The organism is Lentzea sp. DG1S-22 (assembly GCF_036321065.1).
Classification (GTDB): Bacteria; Actinomycetota; Actinomycetes; order Mycobacteriales; family Pseudonocardiaceae; genus Lentzea; species Lentzea jiangxiensis.
Genome location: NZ_CP143276.1, coordinates 7,381,163 through 7,396,542, shown reverse-complemented (window position 1 = coordinate 7,396,542; position 15,380 = coordinate 7,381,163). Strand labels below are relative to the sequence as shown.

General features: G+C 71.6%; 17 protein-coding genes and 1 pseudogene. 5 read left to right on the top strand and 13 right to left on the bottom strand.

Annotation, left to right across the window (positions count from 1 at the left end; translation table 11 throughout):
- Positions 1 to 563 precede the first annotated feature (563 nt).
- A pseudogene (locus V1227_RS35120) lies at positions 564 to 1,061 on the bottom strand (OB-fold nucleic acid binding domain-containing protein); the annotation flags it as partial.
- A gap of 14 nt (positions 1,062 to 1,075) precedes the next feature.
- The gene (locus tag V1227_RS35115; RefSeq protein WP_329789489.1) at positions 1,076 to 2,686 is read right to left on the bottom strand and encodes a DAK2 domain-containing protein; all 1,611 of its coding nucleotides are present in this window, start codon (positions 2,684 to 2,686) and stop codon (positions 1,076 to 1,078) included.
- Between the two features lie 148 nt (positions 2,687 to 2,834).
- On the opposite strand from V1227_RS35115, the gene rpmB reads away from it, so the two are divergent.
- Positions 2,835 to 3,026 carry a 50S ribosomal protein L28 gene (gene rpmB / locus V1227_RS35110; protein ID WP_030467945.1) on the top strand — a complete coding sequence of 64 codons (192 nt, stop codon included), beginning with the start codon at positions 2,835 to 2,837 and terminating at the stop codon, positions 3,024 to 3,026.
- A gap of 13 nt (positions 3,027 to 3,039) precedes the next feature.
- Here the strand turns inward: rpmB and V1227_RS35105 are convergent, their stop codons facing one another.
- The 5 genes from V1227_RS35105 to V1227_RS35085 are packed head-to-tail and all read right to left on the bottom strand — an operon-like array spanning position 3,040 to position 6,906.
- Entirely contained in the window at positions 3,040 to 4,218 is a 1,179-nt protein-coding gene (locus V1227_RS35105) for an MFS transporter (protein ID WP_329794184.1), read from the bottom strand.
- A gap of 26 nt (positions 4,219 to 4,244) precedes the next feature.
- Positions 4,245 to 4,919: a uracil-DNA glycosylase gene (locus V1227_RS35100; protein WP_329789488.1), complete on the bottom strand. Its 675-nt coding sequence runs from the start codon at positions 4,917 to 4,919 to the stop codon at positions 4,245 to 4,247.
- Between the two features lie 20 nt (positions 4,920 to 4,939).
- A complete protein-coding gene (locus V1227_RS35095; protein ID WP_090095407.1) occupies positions 4,940 to 5,461 on the bottom strand; it encodes a gamma carbonic anhydrase family protein in 522 nt (173 codons plus the stop codon).
- A 10-nt stretch (positions 5,462 to 5,471) separates the two neighbouring features.
- Positions 5,472 to 5,927 (bottom strand): GNAT family N-acetyltransferase, encoded by a 456-nt coding sequence (locus V1227_RS35090; protein ID WP_329789487.1) that lies wholly within the window; start codon positions 5,925 to 5,927, stop codon positions 5,472 to 5,474.
- A gap of 10 nt (positions 5,928 to 5,937) precedes the next feature.
- Positions 5,938 to 6,906, bottom strand: coding sequence for a thiamine-phosphate kinase (locus V1227_RS35085; RefSeq protein ID WP_329789486.1), 969 nt, complete (start codon positions 6,904 to 6,906; stop codon positions 5,938 to 5,940).
- 97 nt (positions 6,907 to 7,003) lie between these two features.
- Here V1227_RS35085 and V1227_RS35080 point away from each other — a divergent pair, with 97 nt between their 5' ends.
- Both V1227_RS35080 and V1227_RS35075 read left to right on the top strand, forming a co-directional pair.
- On the top strand, positions 7,004 to 7,237 hold the full coding sequence (locus V1227_RS35080) for an Lrp/AsnC ligand binding domain-containing protein (protein ID WP_053736927.1): 234 nt from the start codon (positions 7,004 to 7,006) through the stop codon (positions 7,235 to 7,237).
- A 19-nt stretch (positions 7,238 to 7,256) separates the two neighbouring features.
- A complete protein-coding gene (locus tag V1227_RS35075; protein ID WP_236225149.1) occupies positions 7,257 to 7,817 on the top strand; it encodes a DUF3515 domain-containing protein in 561 nt (186 codons plus the stop codon).
- Here V1227_RS35075 and V1227_RS35070 read toward each other — a convergent pair.
- Both V1227_RS35070 and pdxR read right to left on the bottom strand, forming a co-directional pair.
- Entirely contained in the window at positions 7,814 to 8,866 is a 1,053-nt protein-coding gene (locus V1227_RS35070) for a D-alanine--D-alanine ligase family protein (protein WP_329789485.1), read from the bottom strand. The two genes, V1227_RS35075 and V1227_RS35070, sit on opposite strands and share 4 nt — an antisense overlap.
- A 248-nt stretch (positions 8,867 to 9,114) precedes the next feature.
- Complete coding sequence (gene pdxR, locus V1227_RS35065; RefSeq protein ID WP_329789484.1) at positions 9,115 to 10,485, bottom strand: MocR-like pyridoxine biosynthesis transcription factor PdxR; 1,371 nt, start codon at positions 10,483 to 10,485, stop codon at positions 9,115 to 9,117.
- 168 nt (positions 10,486 to 10,653) lie between these two features.
- Here pdxR and V1227_RS35060 point away from each other — a divergent pair, with 168 nt between their 5' ends.
- Positions 10,654 to 11,298 (top strand): pyridoxamine 5'-phosphate oxidase family protein, encoded by a 645-nt coding sequence (locus V1227_RS35060; RefSeq protein ID WP_329789483.1) that lies wholly within the window; start codon positions 10,654 to 10,656, stop codon positions 11,296 to 11,298.
- On the opposite strand, the gene V1227_RS35055 is transcribed toward V1227_RS35060, so the two are convergent.
- The 4 genes from V1227_RS35055 to V1227_RS35040 all read right to left on the bottom strand — a co-directional run bounded on the left by V1227_RS35055 (position 11,279) and on the right by V1227_RS35040 (position 14,637).
- A complete protein-coding gene (locus V1227_RS35055) occupies positions 11,279 to 11,737 on the bottom strand; it encodes a cysteine dioxygenase (RefSeq protein ID WP_236225144.1) in 459 nt (152 codons plus the stop codon). The genes V1227_RS35060 and V1227_RS35055 overlap by 20 nt on opposite strands.
- A gap of 118 nt (positions 11,738 to 11,855) precedes the next feature.
- Positions 11,856 to 12,923: a cystathionine gamma-lyase gene (locus tag V1227_RS35050; protein WP_329789482.1), complete on the bottom strand. Its 1,068-nt coding sequence runs from the start codon at positions 12,921 to 12,923 to the stop codon at positions 11,856 to 11,858.
- Positions 12,920 to 13,930, bottom strand: a complete 1,011-nt coding sequence (locus V1227_RS35045; RefSeq protein WP_329789481.1) for an NAD(P)H-dependent glycerol-3-phosphate dehydrogenase — start codon at positions 13,928 to 13,930, stop codon at positions 12,920 to 12,922. Before V1227_RS35045 ends, V1227_RS35050 begins: the two co-directional genes overlap by 4 nt.
- 2 nt (positions 13,931 to 13,932) lie before the next feature.
- The gene (locus V1227_RS35040) at positions 13,933 to 14,637 is read right to left on the bottom strand and encodes a lysophospholipid acyltransferase family protein (protein WP_329789480.1); all 705 of its coding nucleotides are present in this window, start codon (positions 14,635 to 14,637) and stop codon (positions 13,933 to 13,935) included.
- Positions 14,638 to 14,716: 79 nt separating this feature from the next.
- Between V1227_RS35040 and cofC the strand changes: the two genes are divergently transcribed.
- Positions 14,717 to 15,340, top strand: a complete 624-nt coding sequence (gene cofC, locus V1227_RS35035) for a 2-phospho-L-lactate guanylyltransferase (protein WP_329789479.1) — start codon at positions 14,717 to 14,719, stop codon at positions 15,338 to 15,340.
- The last annotated feature ends 40 nt before the right edge of the window (positions 15,341 to 15,380 follow it).

Genomic DNA, 15,380 nt, shown 5'->3' with positions numbered 1-15,380 from the left:
CGCCCGTCGGACAGCACGACCCGGTAGACATCCCGTTCCCCTTGGGGAAAGACCCCTGTCACCACGGTGACCTCGCCGGTCGGCGCGATCACCTCGTCGCCGACCCGAACGTCCCCCATCCGCTTGAAGCCGGTCGGCGTCAGCACCAGCGAGTCGAGCGGTTGTGCCTTGCCCGAACCCACCTCGCCCTGCAGCAGGCGGTTCATCGGCACCACGGACTCGAGGTCGGCGGAGATCTGCTCCCCCACCTCCACCTGGCCGGCCGTGAGCGTGAACGGCAGCCGCGCGTCGAACGCGTCCAGGATGCCGCCGGACCGGCGCGCGCACGACGGGGCGGGGCGGGCGGTGGAGGCCTTGCGGCGCTGGGCCAGGGCCAGCTGCACGGCCAGCGCCTCGTCCCACTTCAGGCGTTGCTGCGCCACGGCGATCTGCGCCCAGCTGTCGGGGCGGTGGATCGCCCGCAGCGCGTCCTCCAGGCCGATCAGGCCGTGCTCGGAGCGGAAGTCGGCGGGCAGCGGGTCCTCGCCCGGTCCGTCCCAGATCTCCAGCAGCTGCTTGACGCAGTTCGCGATGTTCCACGTGTTGATGTGCTGCGACGCCGGGTAGACCGGCAGGAACGCCTGCAGGAACGACGACCCGTCCTGCTCCGCGGTGAGGACCTCGAACGCCGGGTGCACGAGCTGCAGGTTCTGGCGGTAGCGGCCCACCTTGCCCGCGAACAGCGCGCGCGTGCCCGGCAGCAGCTGCTGCTCGGCCACGAACGCCGGCTTGCCGAAGAACACCAGGTGCAGCTCGGAGGTGCCGTCGGTGATCACGGCCTCGGTCATCTGGCCGCGGCGCGCCTTCATCTGGCGCTTCTGGCACTTGCGCACCTCGGCCTGCACCGTCACGTGCTCGTCGATCTCCAGCGAGCGGATGTCCGTCAGCTTCCCGCGCTCGTCGTAGCGGCGCGGGTAGTGGCGCAGCAGGTCACCGACCGTCGTGAGGCCGAGGCCGGTCTCCAGTGCGTCGGCGGTCTTCTTGCCGAGCAACGGCTGCAGCTTGTCGTCGAAGGAGATCATCGCGTCCCATTCAACTACTCGACACCGACAAAAATGAGCGCGTCGGGCTGGCCGCCCGGATACGCCGTCACCTCGACCTCCGGATGGGTGACCCGCAGGTGGTCCTCCAGCACGTCGACGAGGCCGTCGGGGGCCTCGGCGCCCAGGAGCAGCGTCACCAGCTCACCGCCGCCCGCCAGCATGCGGTCGACCAGGCGGCAGGCCAGGTCCGCCACCGAGTCCGGTGCCGCGGGACCGGGCTCGATCAGCACGACCTCGCCGTCCAGCATGCCCAGCAGGTCGCCGGGCTGGCAGCGGCCGACCCACGTCAGGGCCTCGTCGGCGGCGACCGAGAGCTCACCGCGGCGGGTGGCCGCGGCGGCCTCGGCCATCGCGACGACGTCGTCACCGGCGCGGCGAGAAGAGTCGTGGACCGCCAACGCCGCGAGGGCCTGCACGGGCGAGAGCGTCGGCACCACCACCACGTCCTGCCCCGCGGCTTGTGCGTACGCCACGGCTTCGTCCAGCTCCTCACGGATGTCCGGGTCACCGGGCAGCACCGCGACGTGACGCGCGCGCGTCGACACTATTGCCGACAACAGGTCCGTGGGTGTCGCCGAAGTCGTGGAGAGGTCGAACACCGTGGCGCCCTCGGCGCGGAACAGGTCCACCGCACCGCTCACGACGACCACGATCGCCCGGTCGCGGACGAACCGGGAGGCCTGCGCCGCGATCTGGTCCGCGAACCGCGCCACCGTGATGCGGTGCGGGCGCCCGGCGCGCACACCCGCCTCGATGGCGGCGCCGATGTCGTTGCAGTGCACGTGGACGGTCCACAGCGAAGCGCCGTCCCCCACGACCGACACGCAGTCGCCCAGCTCGTTCAAGGTGGCGCGCAGCTCGGCCACGCGCTCTTCCGAGGTCTCGTCGACCAGGTACATGACCTCGTACTCGAACTCCGCCGACCCGGCCTCGCGCGCGGTCGTCAGCGACTCGGGCGTGCGGGGCAGCAGGGGTGCGTCCACCGGTGTTTCCACGCTCCGGCCGGTGACCACCGCGGCCAGTGTGTCCAACAACACAACGAGGCCCCGTCCGCCCGCGTCGACCACCCCCGCCTTGGCCAGCACGGCGAGCTGACGGGGCGTATCGGCCAGCGCGACGGCACTCGCGCGCGACGCCGCCATCACCACGTCGTCGAGCTCGTCGGAGGAGCAGTCGCGGGCGGCCTCGGACGCGGCGTGCAGCACGGACAGCACCGTGCCGGGGACGGGCTTCGAGACGGCGGCGGTGGCCAGCTCGTCGGCCCTGTGCAGGCCCTTGCGCAGCGCGGACCCCGTGACCAGGGAGACCTCCTGCACGGTCTCCGCGAGGCCCCTGAGCACCTGCGACAGGATCACGCCCGAGTTCCCGCGCGCCCCGGCCAGCGCGCCGCGGGCGAGGGCGGACAGCGCGTCCCCCACCGTCGACATGGGCGAGCGCAGCAGCGCGTCGAGCGCCGACTGCATCGTGTGCAGCAGGTTCGTCCCCGTGTCACCGTCCGGGACGGGGAAGACGTTGATCTGGTCGATCGACTCCCGGTTGGCGTCCAACGACCGCACGCAGGCGTCTGCCCATCTGCGCACCGCGACCGCATCCATGACCTGCATGGCGGCGAGAGTATCCACCCGGTTTGGTCGCAGGTGAGGCCACCGGCTACCCTCATCGAGTTGCCGTGCCCGGTTGAGGCTTGTGCACGCTTGCGCGCCCACCGGGACGCATGACTTACCGCTTGAGGAACCTGAAGGAGTGGCTGACGTGGCTGCCGTGTGCGACGTCTGTGGCAAGGGGCCGGGCTTCGGCCATTCGGTTTCGCACTCCCAGCGGAAGACGAACCGCCGCTGGAACCCGAACATCCAGTCTGTGCGCGCGAAGGTCTCGGCCTCGCAGCGCCAGCGGATCAACGTGTGCACGTCCTGCCTGAAGGCCGGCAAGGTCGTGCGCGGCTGATCACCGCCACAGATCACCAGTTCGGAGAGAGCCCGGCTTCGGCCGGGCTCTTTTCGCGTTCCAGGGCCCGGCGCACGAACACCAGGCAGGCGACGCCGCTGAGCAACGCCCCGGTGCCGCCGAGCGCGAACACCGTCCGGGGCTCCACGACCAGCAGCAGTCCGCCCGCGGCCGCCGTGCCGAGCAGGTTCGCCCCGATCACCACCGACCCGACAGCGGCGAACGCCCGCCCGCGCACCTCCTCGGGCGTGCGCATCCGCACGACGGCGTTCAGGGCCACGTTGTGGACACCGTTCGACACGCCACCGACCACCCAGCCCGTTCCCGCCGCGACGACGAACGGGAAGGACGCGGGGATCAGCACGCCGATGCCCGTGGTGACGGCGGCGACGGCGATCGCGTGCGCCACCCCGGAGATCGTCTCCAGCCGTGCGGCGAGCCTGTTGCCGACCAGGATCCCGGTCATCCAGCACGCCTGCATCGCGCCGAGCACGAACTCGTCGCCGTGCAGCACGTACCGGACGAACGCGGGATCGGCCACGTTGACGACCACGACCGCGCCGACGCAGAAGGCCAGTCCGACGACCGACACGAACAGCACCTGGTCCCGCCGCACGTGCCGGATGCCCGTGAGTGCGCCGGGGCGCGCTTCGTGCGTGCCGGAGGGCCGGCGTTCCGTGCGCACGAACACCAGCAGCGCCGCGTAGCCGACGAACGTGCCGCCGTCGATGAGCAACGCGGCGGGGTGGCCGAAGAACCCGGCGAGCAACGCACCGCCGGTGACCCCCGCCATGCTGCCGAGGCTGCGTCCGGTGCTGAGCCACGCGTAGCCGCGCGTCGCTTCTTCCTCGCCGGCGATGTGCGGCACGAGAGCGGAGACGCAGGGCTGTGCGACCGCGCGGCCGCAGCCGGAGAGGAGCACCAGCGCCACGACGAGGACGGGGCGCCCCATCAGCGGCGCGATGGCCGCGATCGCGACGCCCTGCCACAGCAGGGCGACGATCAGCAGGCGGCGGTTGGGGAGCCGGTCGACGAGGGCACCGGCGAGGGGGGCGCCGAGCACGAGCGGCAGCAGCTCGGCGATCAGGACCGCGGCGACGAGCAACGAGCTGATCGGCGTCGCCCAGAAGAGCAGGACGAGCAACGACAACGCGTTGCCGAACTCGCTGACGGCCGCACCGGCGGCCGTCAGCGTCAGATCACGTCTTGCCGGGGCAACTACGGGAGCTTCCAGTCGATCGGCTCGGCGCCCTGCTTCTCCAGCAGCTCGTTGGCACGGCTGAACGGCTTCGAACCGAAGAACCCGGAGTGCGCGGACAGCGGCGACGGGTGCGCGGATTCGATGGCGGGCAACGGCTCCAGCAACGGGCGCAGGTTCCGCGCGTTGCGGCCCCACAGGATCGAGACCAGAGGTGCCCCGCGGGCCGCGAGCGCCTTGATGGCCTGCTCGGTCACGGCCTCCCAGCCCTTGCCCTGGTGGGAGTTCGCCTTGCCGGGCTGCACGGTCAGCGCCCTGTTGAGCAGCAGCACACCGCGCTCGGACCAGGGCGTGAGGTCGCCGTTGGACGGGATCGGGTACCCCAGGTCCTCGGCGTACTCCTTGTAGATGTTGATGAGCGACTTCGGGATGGGACGGACGTCCGGCGCGACCGAGAACGACAGGCCGACCGCGTGACCGGGCGTCGGGTACGGGTCCTGACCGACGATCAGCACCTTCACCTGGTGGAACGGCTGCTGGAACGCGCGCAGCACGTTCTCGCCCGCCGGCAGGTAGGTGCGGCCGGCGGCGACCTCCGCGCGCAGGAACTCACCCATGGCGGCGATCTGGTCAGCGACGGGGGCGAGAGCTTCAGCCCAGCCGGCTTCGACAACTTCGTTGAGGGGACGAGCCACGGCTGTGAACCCTATCTCACTCAATCGAGCCGACGGAGCTTCTCCCGGTACAGGGCGATGTTCTGGACGTACTTCTCCACGATGAACTCCCAGGCCCGTTCCGGCACGACGTGTCCGGCGCGTTCGCGGGCCGGAACCCCCAGCACCATCGTGCGTTCGCGGACGTGGCCGTCGAACGACACCACCGCGCCGGCGCCGACGATCGCGCCCTTTTCGACGATGGAACCGTTGAGCACCACCGAACCCGACGCGATCAGGCAGTCGTCCGAGACGGTCGCGCCCTCGATGTGGACGTTGTGGCCGATGACGCACGACGACCCGATGTGCACCGGGTGGACCTCGGTGCAGTGGATGACCGTGCCGTCCTGGATCGACGTGCGCTCGTCCACGACGATGCGCCCGTAGTCACCGCGCAGCACGGCCTGCGGCCACACCGACGAGAAAGCACCGATGCGCACGTCGCCGATCACCGTCGCGTCCGGGTGGACGTACGCGTCCGGGTGGATCTGCGGCGTGTAGTCCCCCAACGCGTAGATGGCCATGAGCTTGAACCTACAACGACTTCCCGTAGCAGCGGCTCTCCGGGTGGTCGCGGTAGACGCCGAAGTTCTCGATGCGCTCGTAGCCGGTGGCGAGGTACAGGCCGATCGCCTCGGGCTGGCGCAGACCGGTCTCCAGCACCATCCGCCGGTGGCCGGCCTCGCGCGCGGTGTCCTCCAGGTCGGTGAGGACGAGCCGGGAGAGCCCGCGGCCGCGCAGCGCGTCGGCGACGTACATGCGCTTGATCTCGGCGGCGCCCTCGAGCTCCTGGTGCACGCGCCAGCCACCGCACGCGACGGGCGTGCCGTCGAGGTAGCCGACCACGAAGTAGCCGAGCGGCGCGGCGAACTGCGCCGGGTCCACGGGGGTGGCGTCCTCGTCGCCGTAGCGCTCGACGAAGACCTGCTGGAGGTCGGCGATCAGCTTGACCGAGTCTGGATGATCATACGCGCGCGTGCATAGTTCCACATCGACCAGTTTACGCCCGCCAGTGCTCCCAGCCGGGAGGTTTTTCGTAAACCCTGCCGTCGACCGTGACCCCTTCGCCCGCGCGGACGGTGCCGATCGTCGTCCAACCGGGCGGAACCGACTTGGGACCGGGGAACGTCGCCGCGAGGGCGTGATCTTCGCCTCCGGTCAGCGCCCAGTGCCGTGCGTCACCGCCGAGCGCCGAGGCGACGTCGAGCAGGCGCGGGTGCAGCGGCAGCAGGTCGGTGCGGACGTCGATCGCCACGCCGGAGGAGTCCGCGATGTGGCTGAGGTCCTGCAGCAGCCCGTCGGAGATGTCGATCATCGACGTGGCTCCCGCCTCCGCGGCTCTGGGGCCCTCCTCGTACGGCGGCTCCGGGCTGCGCTGGGCGTTGACGATGCCGACCGGCGAACGGAACCCGCGACCGAGCACGGCGAGTCCGGCGGCCGCCCAGCCGAGCCTCCCGGTGACCGCGACGACGTCCCCGACGAGCGCTCCGGACCTCGTTACCGGCTCGAGCCCGTTCATGTCGCCCATGGCGGTGATGGAGATCACCAGCGTGGCGGAGCTGACCATGTCGCCGCCCACGATGCCCGCGCCGGCCTTCGCCGCTTCCTCCCACAGACCCGCCATGATCCCCTCGACGACCGACGCCGGGGTGTCCGCGGGACACGCGAAACCGACCAGCAGGGCCGAGGGCAGGGCGCCCATCGCGACGACGTCGGCGAGGTTCACCGCGGCCGCTTTTCGGCCCACCTGCTCGGGTGTGGACCAGTCGAGTCTGAAGTGGACACCCTCGACGAGCAGGTCCTTGGAGGCGACGACCCGTCCGTCCGGGACGGCGACGACGGCCGCGTCGTCACCCGGCCCGAGGATGGTCGTCTCCGGCTGCGCGCGACCGGTCGTCACCCTGTGGATGAGGTGGAACTCACCCACGTCGGCGACCGTCTCCGCGTCGCGCGGCGGCTCCGGACGCAAAGTTGCCTCCCAATCTGAGCATTCGGAACCCCAACTGGGGTACGTTGCGTGACACGTTCCTACCCCGACCCAACCTGTCGCGACGAAGGGGCACGCCGTGGTGCATGCATACATCCTCATCCAGACCGAGGTCGGCAAGGCCGCCGCAGTCGCCTCCGAGATTTCCGGGATCACCGGGGTAGCCACCGCAGAGGACGTCACCGGTCCGTACGACGTCATCGTGCGCGCCGAGGCGGACACCGTCGACCAGCTCGGCCAGCTCGTGGTCGCGCGCATCCAGAACGTCGAGGGCATCACCCGCACCCTGACCTGCCCGGTGGTCCATCTCTAGCTCGTGCTGTCATAGCCGGGTGACTCAGCAGGAAACCACGTCGGCGCTGTCCCGGCCGCTGCTCGCGGCGGTCGGGCTCGCCGTGCTGCTCGCCATCGGTGTCGCCGGGCTCGGTCTGTGGCTGGGCACGGGAAACCAGTCCGAGGACGTCCCCGGTCGCACGGGTCCGCTCGCACTGGTCTCGATCGACGCGCCGTCGGCCGGCTCACCGGAATGCGCTTCCCTCGTGGAGAAGCTGCCGCTCGGGCTGCCGTCCGGGACGGACATGCTGTCGCGCAGGGAGATCGCCTCGCCCGCGCCGCCCGCCACGGTCGCGTGGGGTGACGCCAAACACGACCCGGTGGTCCTGCGCTGCGGGTTGCCGCGGCCGTCCGAGCTGACGCCGACGTCGCAGCTGCGGCTGATCTCCGACGTCCAGTGGTTGCAGCTGCCCGGTTCGGGCAGCTCGACGTGGGTGGTCGTGGACCGCGGCGTGTACGTGGCGCTGACGGTGCCCGACGACGCGGGCACCGGACCGTTGCAGGACATCTCCACGACGGTGCGCGACCTCCTGCCGAAGCAGCCGGTCAAGACCTCCTAGCGCAGGCCGCTGCCGCGCGCGATCGCCGTCTCCACCAGCGTGGTGAGCAGCGTCGGGAAGTCGATGCCGGTCGCGTCCCACGCCTTGGGGTACATGGAGATCGGCGTGAAGCCGGGCATGGTGTTGAGCTCGTTGACGATGAGCTCGTTCTGCTCGGTCAGGAAGAAGTCCACCCTGGACAGGCCCTGGCAGTCGAGCGCCTTGAACGCGGTCACGGCGAGCTCGCGCACCCGCGCCGTGGTCTCGTCGTCGAGCTTCGCCGGGATGTCGGCCTCGTAGGAGTCGTTGACGTACTTGGCCTCGAAGTCGTACCAGTCGGCGCCCTCACCGACCGGGCGCAGCTCGGCGGGCAGCGAGGCCTCGACGCGGCCGTCCGGGAACTCCAGCACGGCGAGCTCGATCTCGCGCGGGTTCGCGACGGCGGCCTCGACGATGACCTTGGGGTCGTGCTGTCGGGCCTCGAAGATCGCGGCGTCGAGGTCGGCCCAGTCGTTCACCTTGGAGATGCCGACGGACGAGCCCGCGCGCGACGGCTTCACGAACACCGGCAGCCCGAGGTGCTCGCGCTCGTCGAGCGTCAGCGTGGTGGCGGACCGGTCCAGCGCGACGAACCTGCCGACGTCGAGGCCCGCCGCCTGGAGGATCTTCTTGGCGAAGACCTTGTCCATGGCGGCGGCGCTCGCGAACACGCCGGGCCCGACGTACGGGACGCCGCCCAGCTCGAGCAGGCCCTGGATCGTGCCGTCCTCACCCCACGCGCCGTGCAGCAGCGGGAACACGACGTCGACGTCCTTCAGCGCCTGGCCGGGCTCGACCGGGGTGATGTCGGACCTGCCGCGCAGCGTCGGGAGGTTGCCCGCACCGGCCTCCAGCGCGTTCGGGTCCGTGCCGAGCGCCCACTGCCCCTGCGGCGTGATGCCGACGGGGACCACCTCGAAGCGGTCCGGGTCCAGGTAGGGCAGGACGCTCTTGGCGGACTGGCAGGAGACCTCGTGCTCGGAGCTGCGGCCGCCGAACACCACGGCCACCCTCGTCTTGCGCTGCGTCATGCCGGGGACCCTACCCGTTTGGGCGATTGTGCCCATCGCATCGCTGCGGGAGCCGAACCCGGACCTCGGCGAAGTGCTCCGGTTCGTGGGCGGCACGCGTTGGAGAGCTGGGTGTCACCAACGGCAGCGCGGGCGAGCACTGCCGGCCGGAGCTCGAGCACATCGACACCGGACCGGTTCGGCCAACTCCGCGATGGTCCGGGTGAACGAGCGGCTGGGCTTCGTCACGGCCCGCGAGGTGGTCGTGGTCAGCCGCTCGCTGTGATCAGCTCGGTCAGCACCGGCAGCGCGCTGACCAGCTGTTCCCGTGAGCACGCGCTGTAGCCGATGGCGAGCCCGTGCCACCTCGCGCGGTTGACGAAGTGCCTCCCGAGCCCGTCGACGCGCAGCCCGCGTTCCAGCGCCGCCCGCATGACCTCGCGCTCCTGCTCGGCACCGGGCAGCGGCACCACGACGTGCGCTCCGGCGTCGTCGCCCAGCACCTCGATCCCCGCTTCGGCGAACGTGCCGACGATCAGCGCGCGGCGCTCCGACAGCTCGCGGCGCAGCTTGCGCAGGTGCCGGCCGAGGTCACCGGTCCGCGCGAGCTCGACGACGACGCGTTGCCCCGCCGCGGCCGGACTCGTGCCGGTGAGGTCGCGGTGCTCGAGGACGGCCGTGGCGATGTGCTCGGGCGCCACCATCCAGCCCGCGCCGAGGGTGGGCGTGAGGATCTTGCTCGTGGTGCCGAGGTGGACCACGACGTCCGGGGCGAGCGCGGCCAGCGACGGCAACGGGGCCACGTCGTACCGGAGCTCGCCGTCGTAGTCGTCCTCGATGACGAGCCAGCCGTCCCGCCGCGCCCGTTCGACGAGCGCCACCCGGCGTCCCGCCGACATGCGCCCGCCGAGCGGGTACTGGTGGGCGGGCGAGCAGTAGACGGCCTTCACGCCCGCGGGGACGGCGTCGGGCAGGAGGCCTTCCGCGTCGACGACCGCCTGCACGACCTTGAGCCCGTTCGCCTTGAAGACGCCCACCGCCCGCTGGTAGCCGGGTTCCTCGACGGCGACGGCGTCTCCGCGTTCGAGGACGGCCACCGCGATCTCGGTGAGGACGGCCGTCGTGCCCCCGGTGGCCAGCACGGGGTCCGCGTTGACGGCGAGACCGCGGTGGCGCAGCAGGTGCTCGGCGATGACCTCGCGGTACTCGGGCAGCCCCGCCCGTTCGGGCCGGGACAGCGGAGGCGCGTCGGCCGCCGCCCGCCACGCCCTGCGCCAGGCCGCCCGGTCGAGCCCGCCCGCCCACGGTGCGCCGGTGCCGAGGTCGACGAAGTCGGTGATGGCGGGCACGACCGGCTTGCGCGAACGTTTGCGCAGCGGACCGGGCGGGGTCGTGGTGACGTAGGTGCCGGAGCCGTGCCGGCCCGCGATCCAGCCTTCGGCGTGCAGCTGCTCGTAGGCGGCGGCGGTGACGGTGCGGGAGACGCCGAGGCTGTCGGCCAGTGCGCGCGTGGACGGGAGGCGGTCGCCCGCCCGGAGGCGGCCTTCGGAGGCGGCGGAGCGGAGGGCGTCGGCCAGCTGGACGGCGAGTGGTTCGGCGGACTCGCGGTCGAGGGCGACGGGGAGCGCGGTCTCAGCCACGGGCGACCTCGCACGCTCGCGCAGGCGTCCCCCGGCCAAGGGGACCCCTTGTTTTCATTCTCCCGGACAGCACTGACACCCCTGGTGGACGCAAGCCACGAAGTGGACTTCTGAAATGAGCGGAAAATGGCGCTTCAATGATGCCACTTATCCCCGCACAGTAGGAGTATGACCTCCGAGCTGCAGCTCTCCCCCACCGAACGCAGCACCGTCGTCCGCGGCAAGAACCGAGCCGTCCAAGACCGCCAGGTGCTCTACGACATCCTCGACGCCGGCCTGGTCTGCCACCTCGCCGTGGAGGTCGACGGGGCGCCGTTCCTCGTTCCCACCGCGTACGGGCGGGACGGCAACCGCATCTTCCTGCACGGGTCGACGGGCTCACGGTCCATCAGGAGCATGCTCGAGGGCAAGCCGGTGTGCGTCGCCGTCACACTGGTGGACGGCGTCGTCTACTCGCGGTCGGTGTTCCACCACTCCATGAACTACCGGTCGGCGATCGTCCACGGCACGGCGAAGGTCGCGGAGGACCCCGAGCACGCGCTCAAGGTCATCGTCGAGCACGTCACGCCGGGCAGCTGGGACTACGCGCGCGGTCCGTCCAAGAAGGAGCTCGCGGCGACGGTCGCGCTCGAGATCGACCTCACCGAGGCGAGCGTCAAGGTGCGCGAGGGCGGGCCCGGCGAGGAGCCAGAGGACCTCGCGGCGAACCTGGTGTGGGGCGGGCACATGCCGCTCATCCAGTCGTGGGGTGCGCCGGTGCCGCACGAGACGGACAAGCCCGTGCCGCCGCACGTCAGCGGACGGGGCCGTTGACCGGGTCGTAGCGGTACGGGGTCATGGCGCGTGTGCCGTGGCGGTACACGTGGATCGACACGGCCGGGTCCACGCCGTCGTTGCGCACCTGGTGCACGTAGCCGGGGCCCCACACGCGCGACTGGCCGGCGCGCAGCGAGTGCACGACCTGGATGCGGGTCGTCACCACCTCGGTCAGCAGGCCGCTGACCACGGTAAACGCGCCGGAGGTCGTGGAGTGGTCGTGCAGCGACGCGGTCTGGCCGGGCAGCCAGCTCATCAGCCAGATCTCCTGGTCGCCGGTCTTGTCGACCAACGCCGAGAAGCGCTCTTCCGGGTCGTAGCGGAGCAGGTGCTTCCAGCGGTCGCGGTCGGCGGCCCACGCCAAAGCCACCCGGACGGGGTGCAGCAGCTGGGTGTTCTCGGGCAGTACGACGCTGTTCTCGGGAACGGCGAACATCGGGAAAAGGTCCTAACCAGGCGAATGCGCGAAAAGAGGACGCGGGACTATCGCCGGGTACAACAGCAACACGTGTTGAAGGACATGCCGCAGAGGGTCCCGGAACCGGGACCCTCCGTCAATCCAGTCCCAGAGCTTGGGACACGTCCGCGACCAGGTCGGCGGTGTCCTCACAACCGCAGGAGAAGCGCACCAGACCTTCGGGCACCGGGTCTCCCCACTGCGCGCGCCGGTCCGCCGTCGAGTGCAGGCCGCCGAACGACGTCGCCGCCGACACCAGCTCCGAGCGCTCCACGAACTCCTCCACCGCCGCGGCGTCGGGCAGCTCGAACGTCAGCACGCCGTTGAACCGCCGCATCTGCTGGGCGGCCAGCAGGTAGGCCGGGTCCTGCTCGGCGCCGGGCCAGCGCAGGCCCCCGACCTTGCCGGACAACGCCTCGTACAGCGCCGCCGCGTTCTTCGCCTGCCGCTCCAGCCGCAGGTCCAGGGTGCCGAGGCCGCGCAGCACGAGCCACGTCTCGAACGGGCCGGGGATCGCGCCGTTCAGCGTGCGGGCGTCGCGCAGCCGCGTCGCGAGCTCGGGCGACGCGACCGTGACGTGTCCGAACAGGACGTCGCTGTGCCCGGCGACGGCCTTGGTGTCCGAGGCCACCACCACGTCCGCACCCAGCTCCAGCGGCCGCTGCCCGAGCGGGGTCGCCGTCGTGTTGTCCACGGCCAGCAACGCGCCCGCCTCGTGCGCCGCGTCGGCCAGGGCGGCGATGTCGCACACGTCCAGACCGGGGTTCGACGGCGTCTCCAGCAGGACCAGCCGCACGCCCTCGAAGGACGGGTACGGGCCCGCCGTGGGCGCCTCGACGACCCGCACGTCCATTCCGGACACGAACCTGCGGCTCAGGAAGTACCCGTCCGACGGCAGGACCAGGGTGTCGCCGCTGGACAGGACCGTGCGCAGCAACGTCGAGATCGCCGCCATCCCGGACGGGAACACGACGCACTCGCCGCCCTCCAGCGAGCCGAGAGCGCTCTCCAGCGACCGCCACGTCGGGTTGCCCGACCTGGCGTAGGTGTCCTCACCGCCGAGGTGGAACGCCGACGCGAACACCGGCTGCGCGCCGAACGGCTCGCCCGGCCCGCCCTGGACGGCGTGCACGACCCGCGTGCCGTCGCCGAACTCGGCGTTCACTGGCGCTCGTGCTTGCGGTCGCGGCCCAGCAGCGCGGCACCGAGCTCGCGCACGCTCAGCCCGTCGTGGCAGACCTGGTGGACGCCTTCGGTGATCGGCATGTCGACGCCGTGCGCCGCGGCGAGCTCGCGGATCGACGAGCAGGACTTCACGCCCTCGGCGACCTGCCCGTGCGCGGCCTCCTGCGCCTGCGCGAGCGTCTCGCCCTTGCCGAGCCGCTCGCCGAAGGACCGGTTGCGCGACAACGGCGACGCGCACGTCGCGACGAGGTCGCCCAGGCCGGCGAGGCCCGCGAACGTCAGCGGGTCGGCCCCGAGGGCGGCGCCCAGCCGCGCGGTCTCGGCCAGGCCGCGCGTGATGATCGACGCCATCGTGTTGTCGCCGTAGCCCATGCCCGCCGCCATGCCGCACGCCAGCGCGATGACGTTCTTGCACGCCCCGCCGAGCTCGCAGCCCACGACGTCGGTGTTGGTGTACGGGCGGAAGTACGAGTTGGAGCACGCGTGCTGCAGGTCGACCGCGCGGTCGTGGTCCGTGCACGCGATGACCGTCGCGGTCGGCTGCCCGACGGCGATCTCCTTGGCCAGGTTCGGCCCGGACACCACGGCCACCTGCGACTCGTCGACGCCGGCGACCTCGCGGATCACCTCGCTCATCCGCTTGAGCGTGCCGAGCTCGACGCCCTTGGACAGCGACACCAGGGTCGCGTCCGGCGGCAGCAGGTCCTTCCAGGCCGAGAGGTTCGCCCGCAGCGTCTGCGACGGCACGGCGAGCACCACGGCGTCCGCCCCGTCGAGCGCCTTCGCCGGGTCGGAGGTGGCCGCGAGGTTGGCGGGCAGCGAGATGCCGGGCAGGTAGCCGGAGTTCACGCGGGTCTCGGTGATCTCCGCGGCGACCTCCTGGCGGCGCGCCCACATCACCACGTCGGGACCGGAGTCCGCGATGACCTTCGCGAAGGCCGTGCCCCACGACCCGGAGCCCAGCACCGCAACGCGTTCGATCGCCATGGTCAGGCCTTCCTCGGTCCGTAGAAGCCCTCGGGGGCCTGCTGCTGCCGGATCTCGGCCAGGTTGTCCTTGACCGCGCCCATCAGCAGGTCCGTCACCTCGCGCAGCAGCGGCAGGGTCTCCTCCCGGCCGCGGTACGCGGACAGGTCGACCGGCTCGCCGACGAGGTGGGTGATCGTCTTGCGCGGGAGCGGCCGGAACTTCTTGCGGTAGTGGTTGTAGAGGTCGAGGGTGCCCCAGCGGGCGACCGGGATGACCGGGCCGTCGTGCTGCAGGGCGAGCCGGGCGACGCCGGTGCGGGAGTTCGCGGGCCAGCCGTCGGGGTCCTTGGTGATCGTGCCCTCGGGGTAGATCACCACGAGCAGGCCGTCCTCCAGCGCCTTGTGCGCCGCGCGCAGGCTCTGCTGGGCGTCGGTGGTGCCCCGGTAGACGGGGATCTGCTTCGCGCCCTTGAGGATCGAGCCCATGATCGGCACGTTCCACAGGCTGTGCTTCGCGAGGAAGTGCGGCACCCGGTCGTTGCGGTGCACGAACACGGCGTCGTAGCACGGGTCGAGGTGCGAGATGTGGTTCATGACGAGCAGCGCGGCGCCCTGGCGCGGGATGCGCTCCCCGTTCAGGATCCGGTGCCTGCCCAGCACGAACGACATGGGGTAGACGATCGCCGCGGCGACCCCCACCCAGAAGCCGCCCTTCTCCTTGGCCACGTGGACCTCTCCTCACTCCAGACCTGCGTGGACCTGAACCCGAGAGCACACTAGTCGCCGGATCGTGGACTATGGCGAGGTGCGGGATGAAGTCGACCTCGTGGTCCCGGTCAAGACCCTGGACAGGGCGAAGACCAGGCTGACCAGCGCGACAGGCGGAGATCCGGTGTCGCACGCGGCGCTGGCGCTCGCGCTCGCCCTCGACACCGTGAGCGCGGCTGCGCGCACGCCGGGTGTCCGGCGCGTGGTCACGATCACATCCGATCCCGCCGTCGCGTCCGAAATGGCCGCCTTGGGCGTCGAGTCGCTGCCGGAACCCGGCGAGCCCGGGCTCAACGCCGCCTTGCGGCACGGTGCGCGCACGCTCGGGTCGGCCCGCGTCGGCGCGCTCCAGGCCGACCTCCCGGCGCTCAGGCCCGACGAGCTCCGGGCGGCGCTCGACGCCGCCGCGGGCCGCCGCGCGTTCGTCCCGGACCGCCAGGGCACCGGCACGACGCTGCTGCTGGCCGCGCCCGGCGGGGAGCTCGACCCCCGGTTCGGCGTCGGGTCGGCCGGGCACCACCGGCTCTCCGGGGCGGCCGAGCTGATCGGGCCGTGGCCGTCGCTGCGCTGCGACGTGGACACGGAAGAGGACCTGCGCCTCGCCCTCGCCCTCGGTCTGGGGGCCCGCACCGCGAACGCCCTGCCCGCCTGGACAACCTGAGCAGCCGTCGCGCGTCTTCCGGGTCGCTGGGGTGATCACG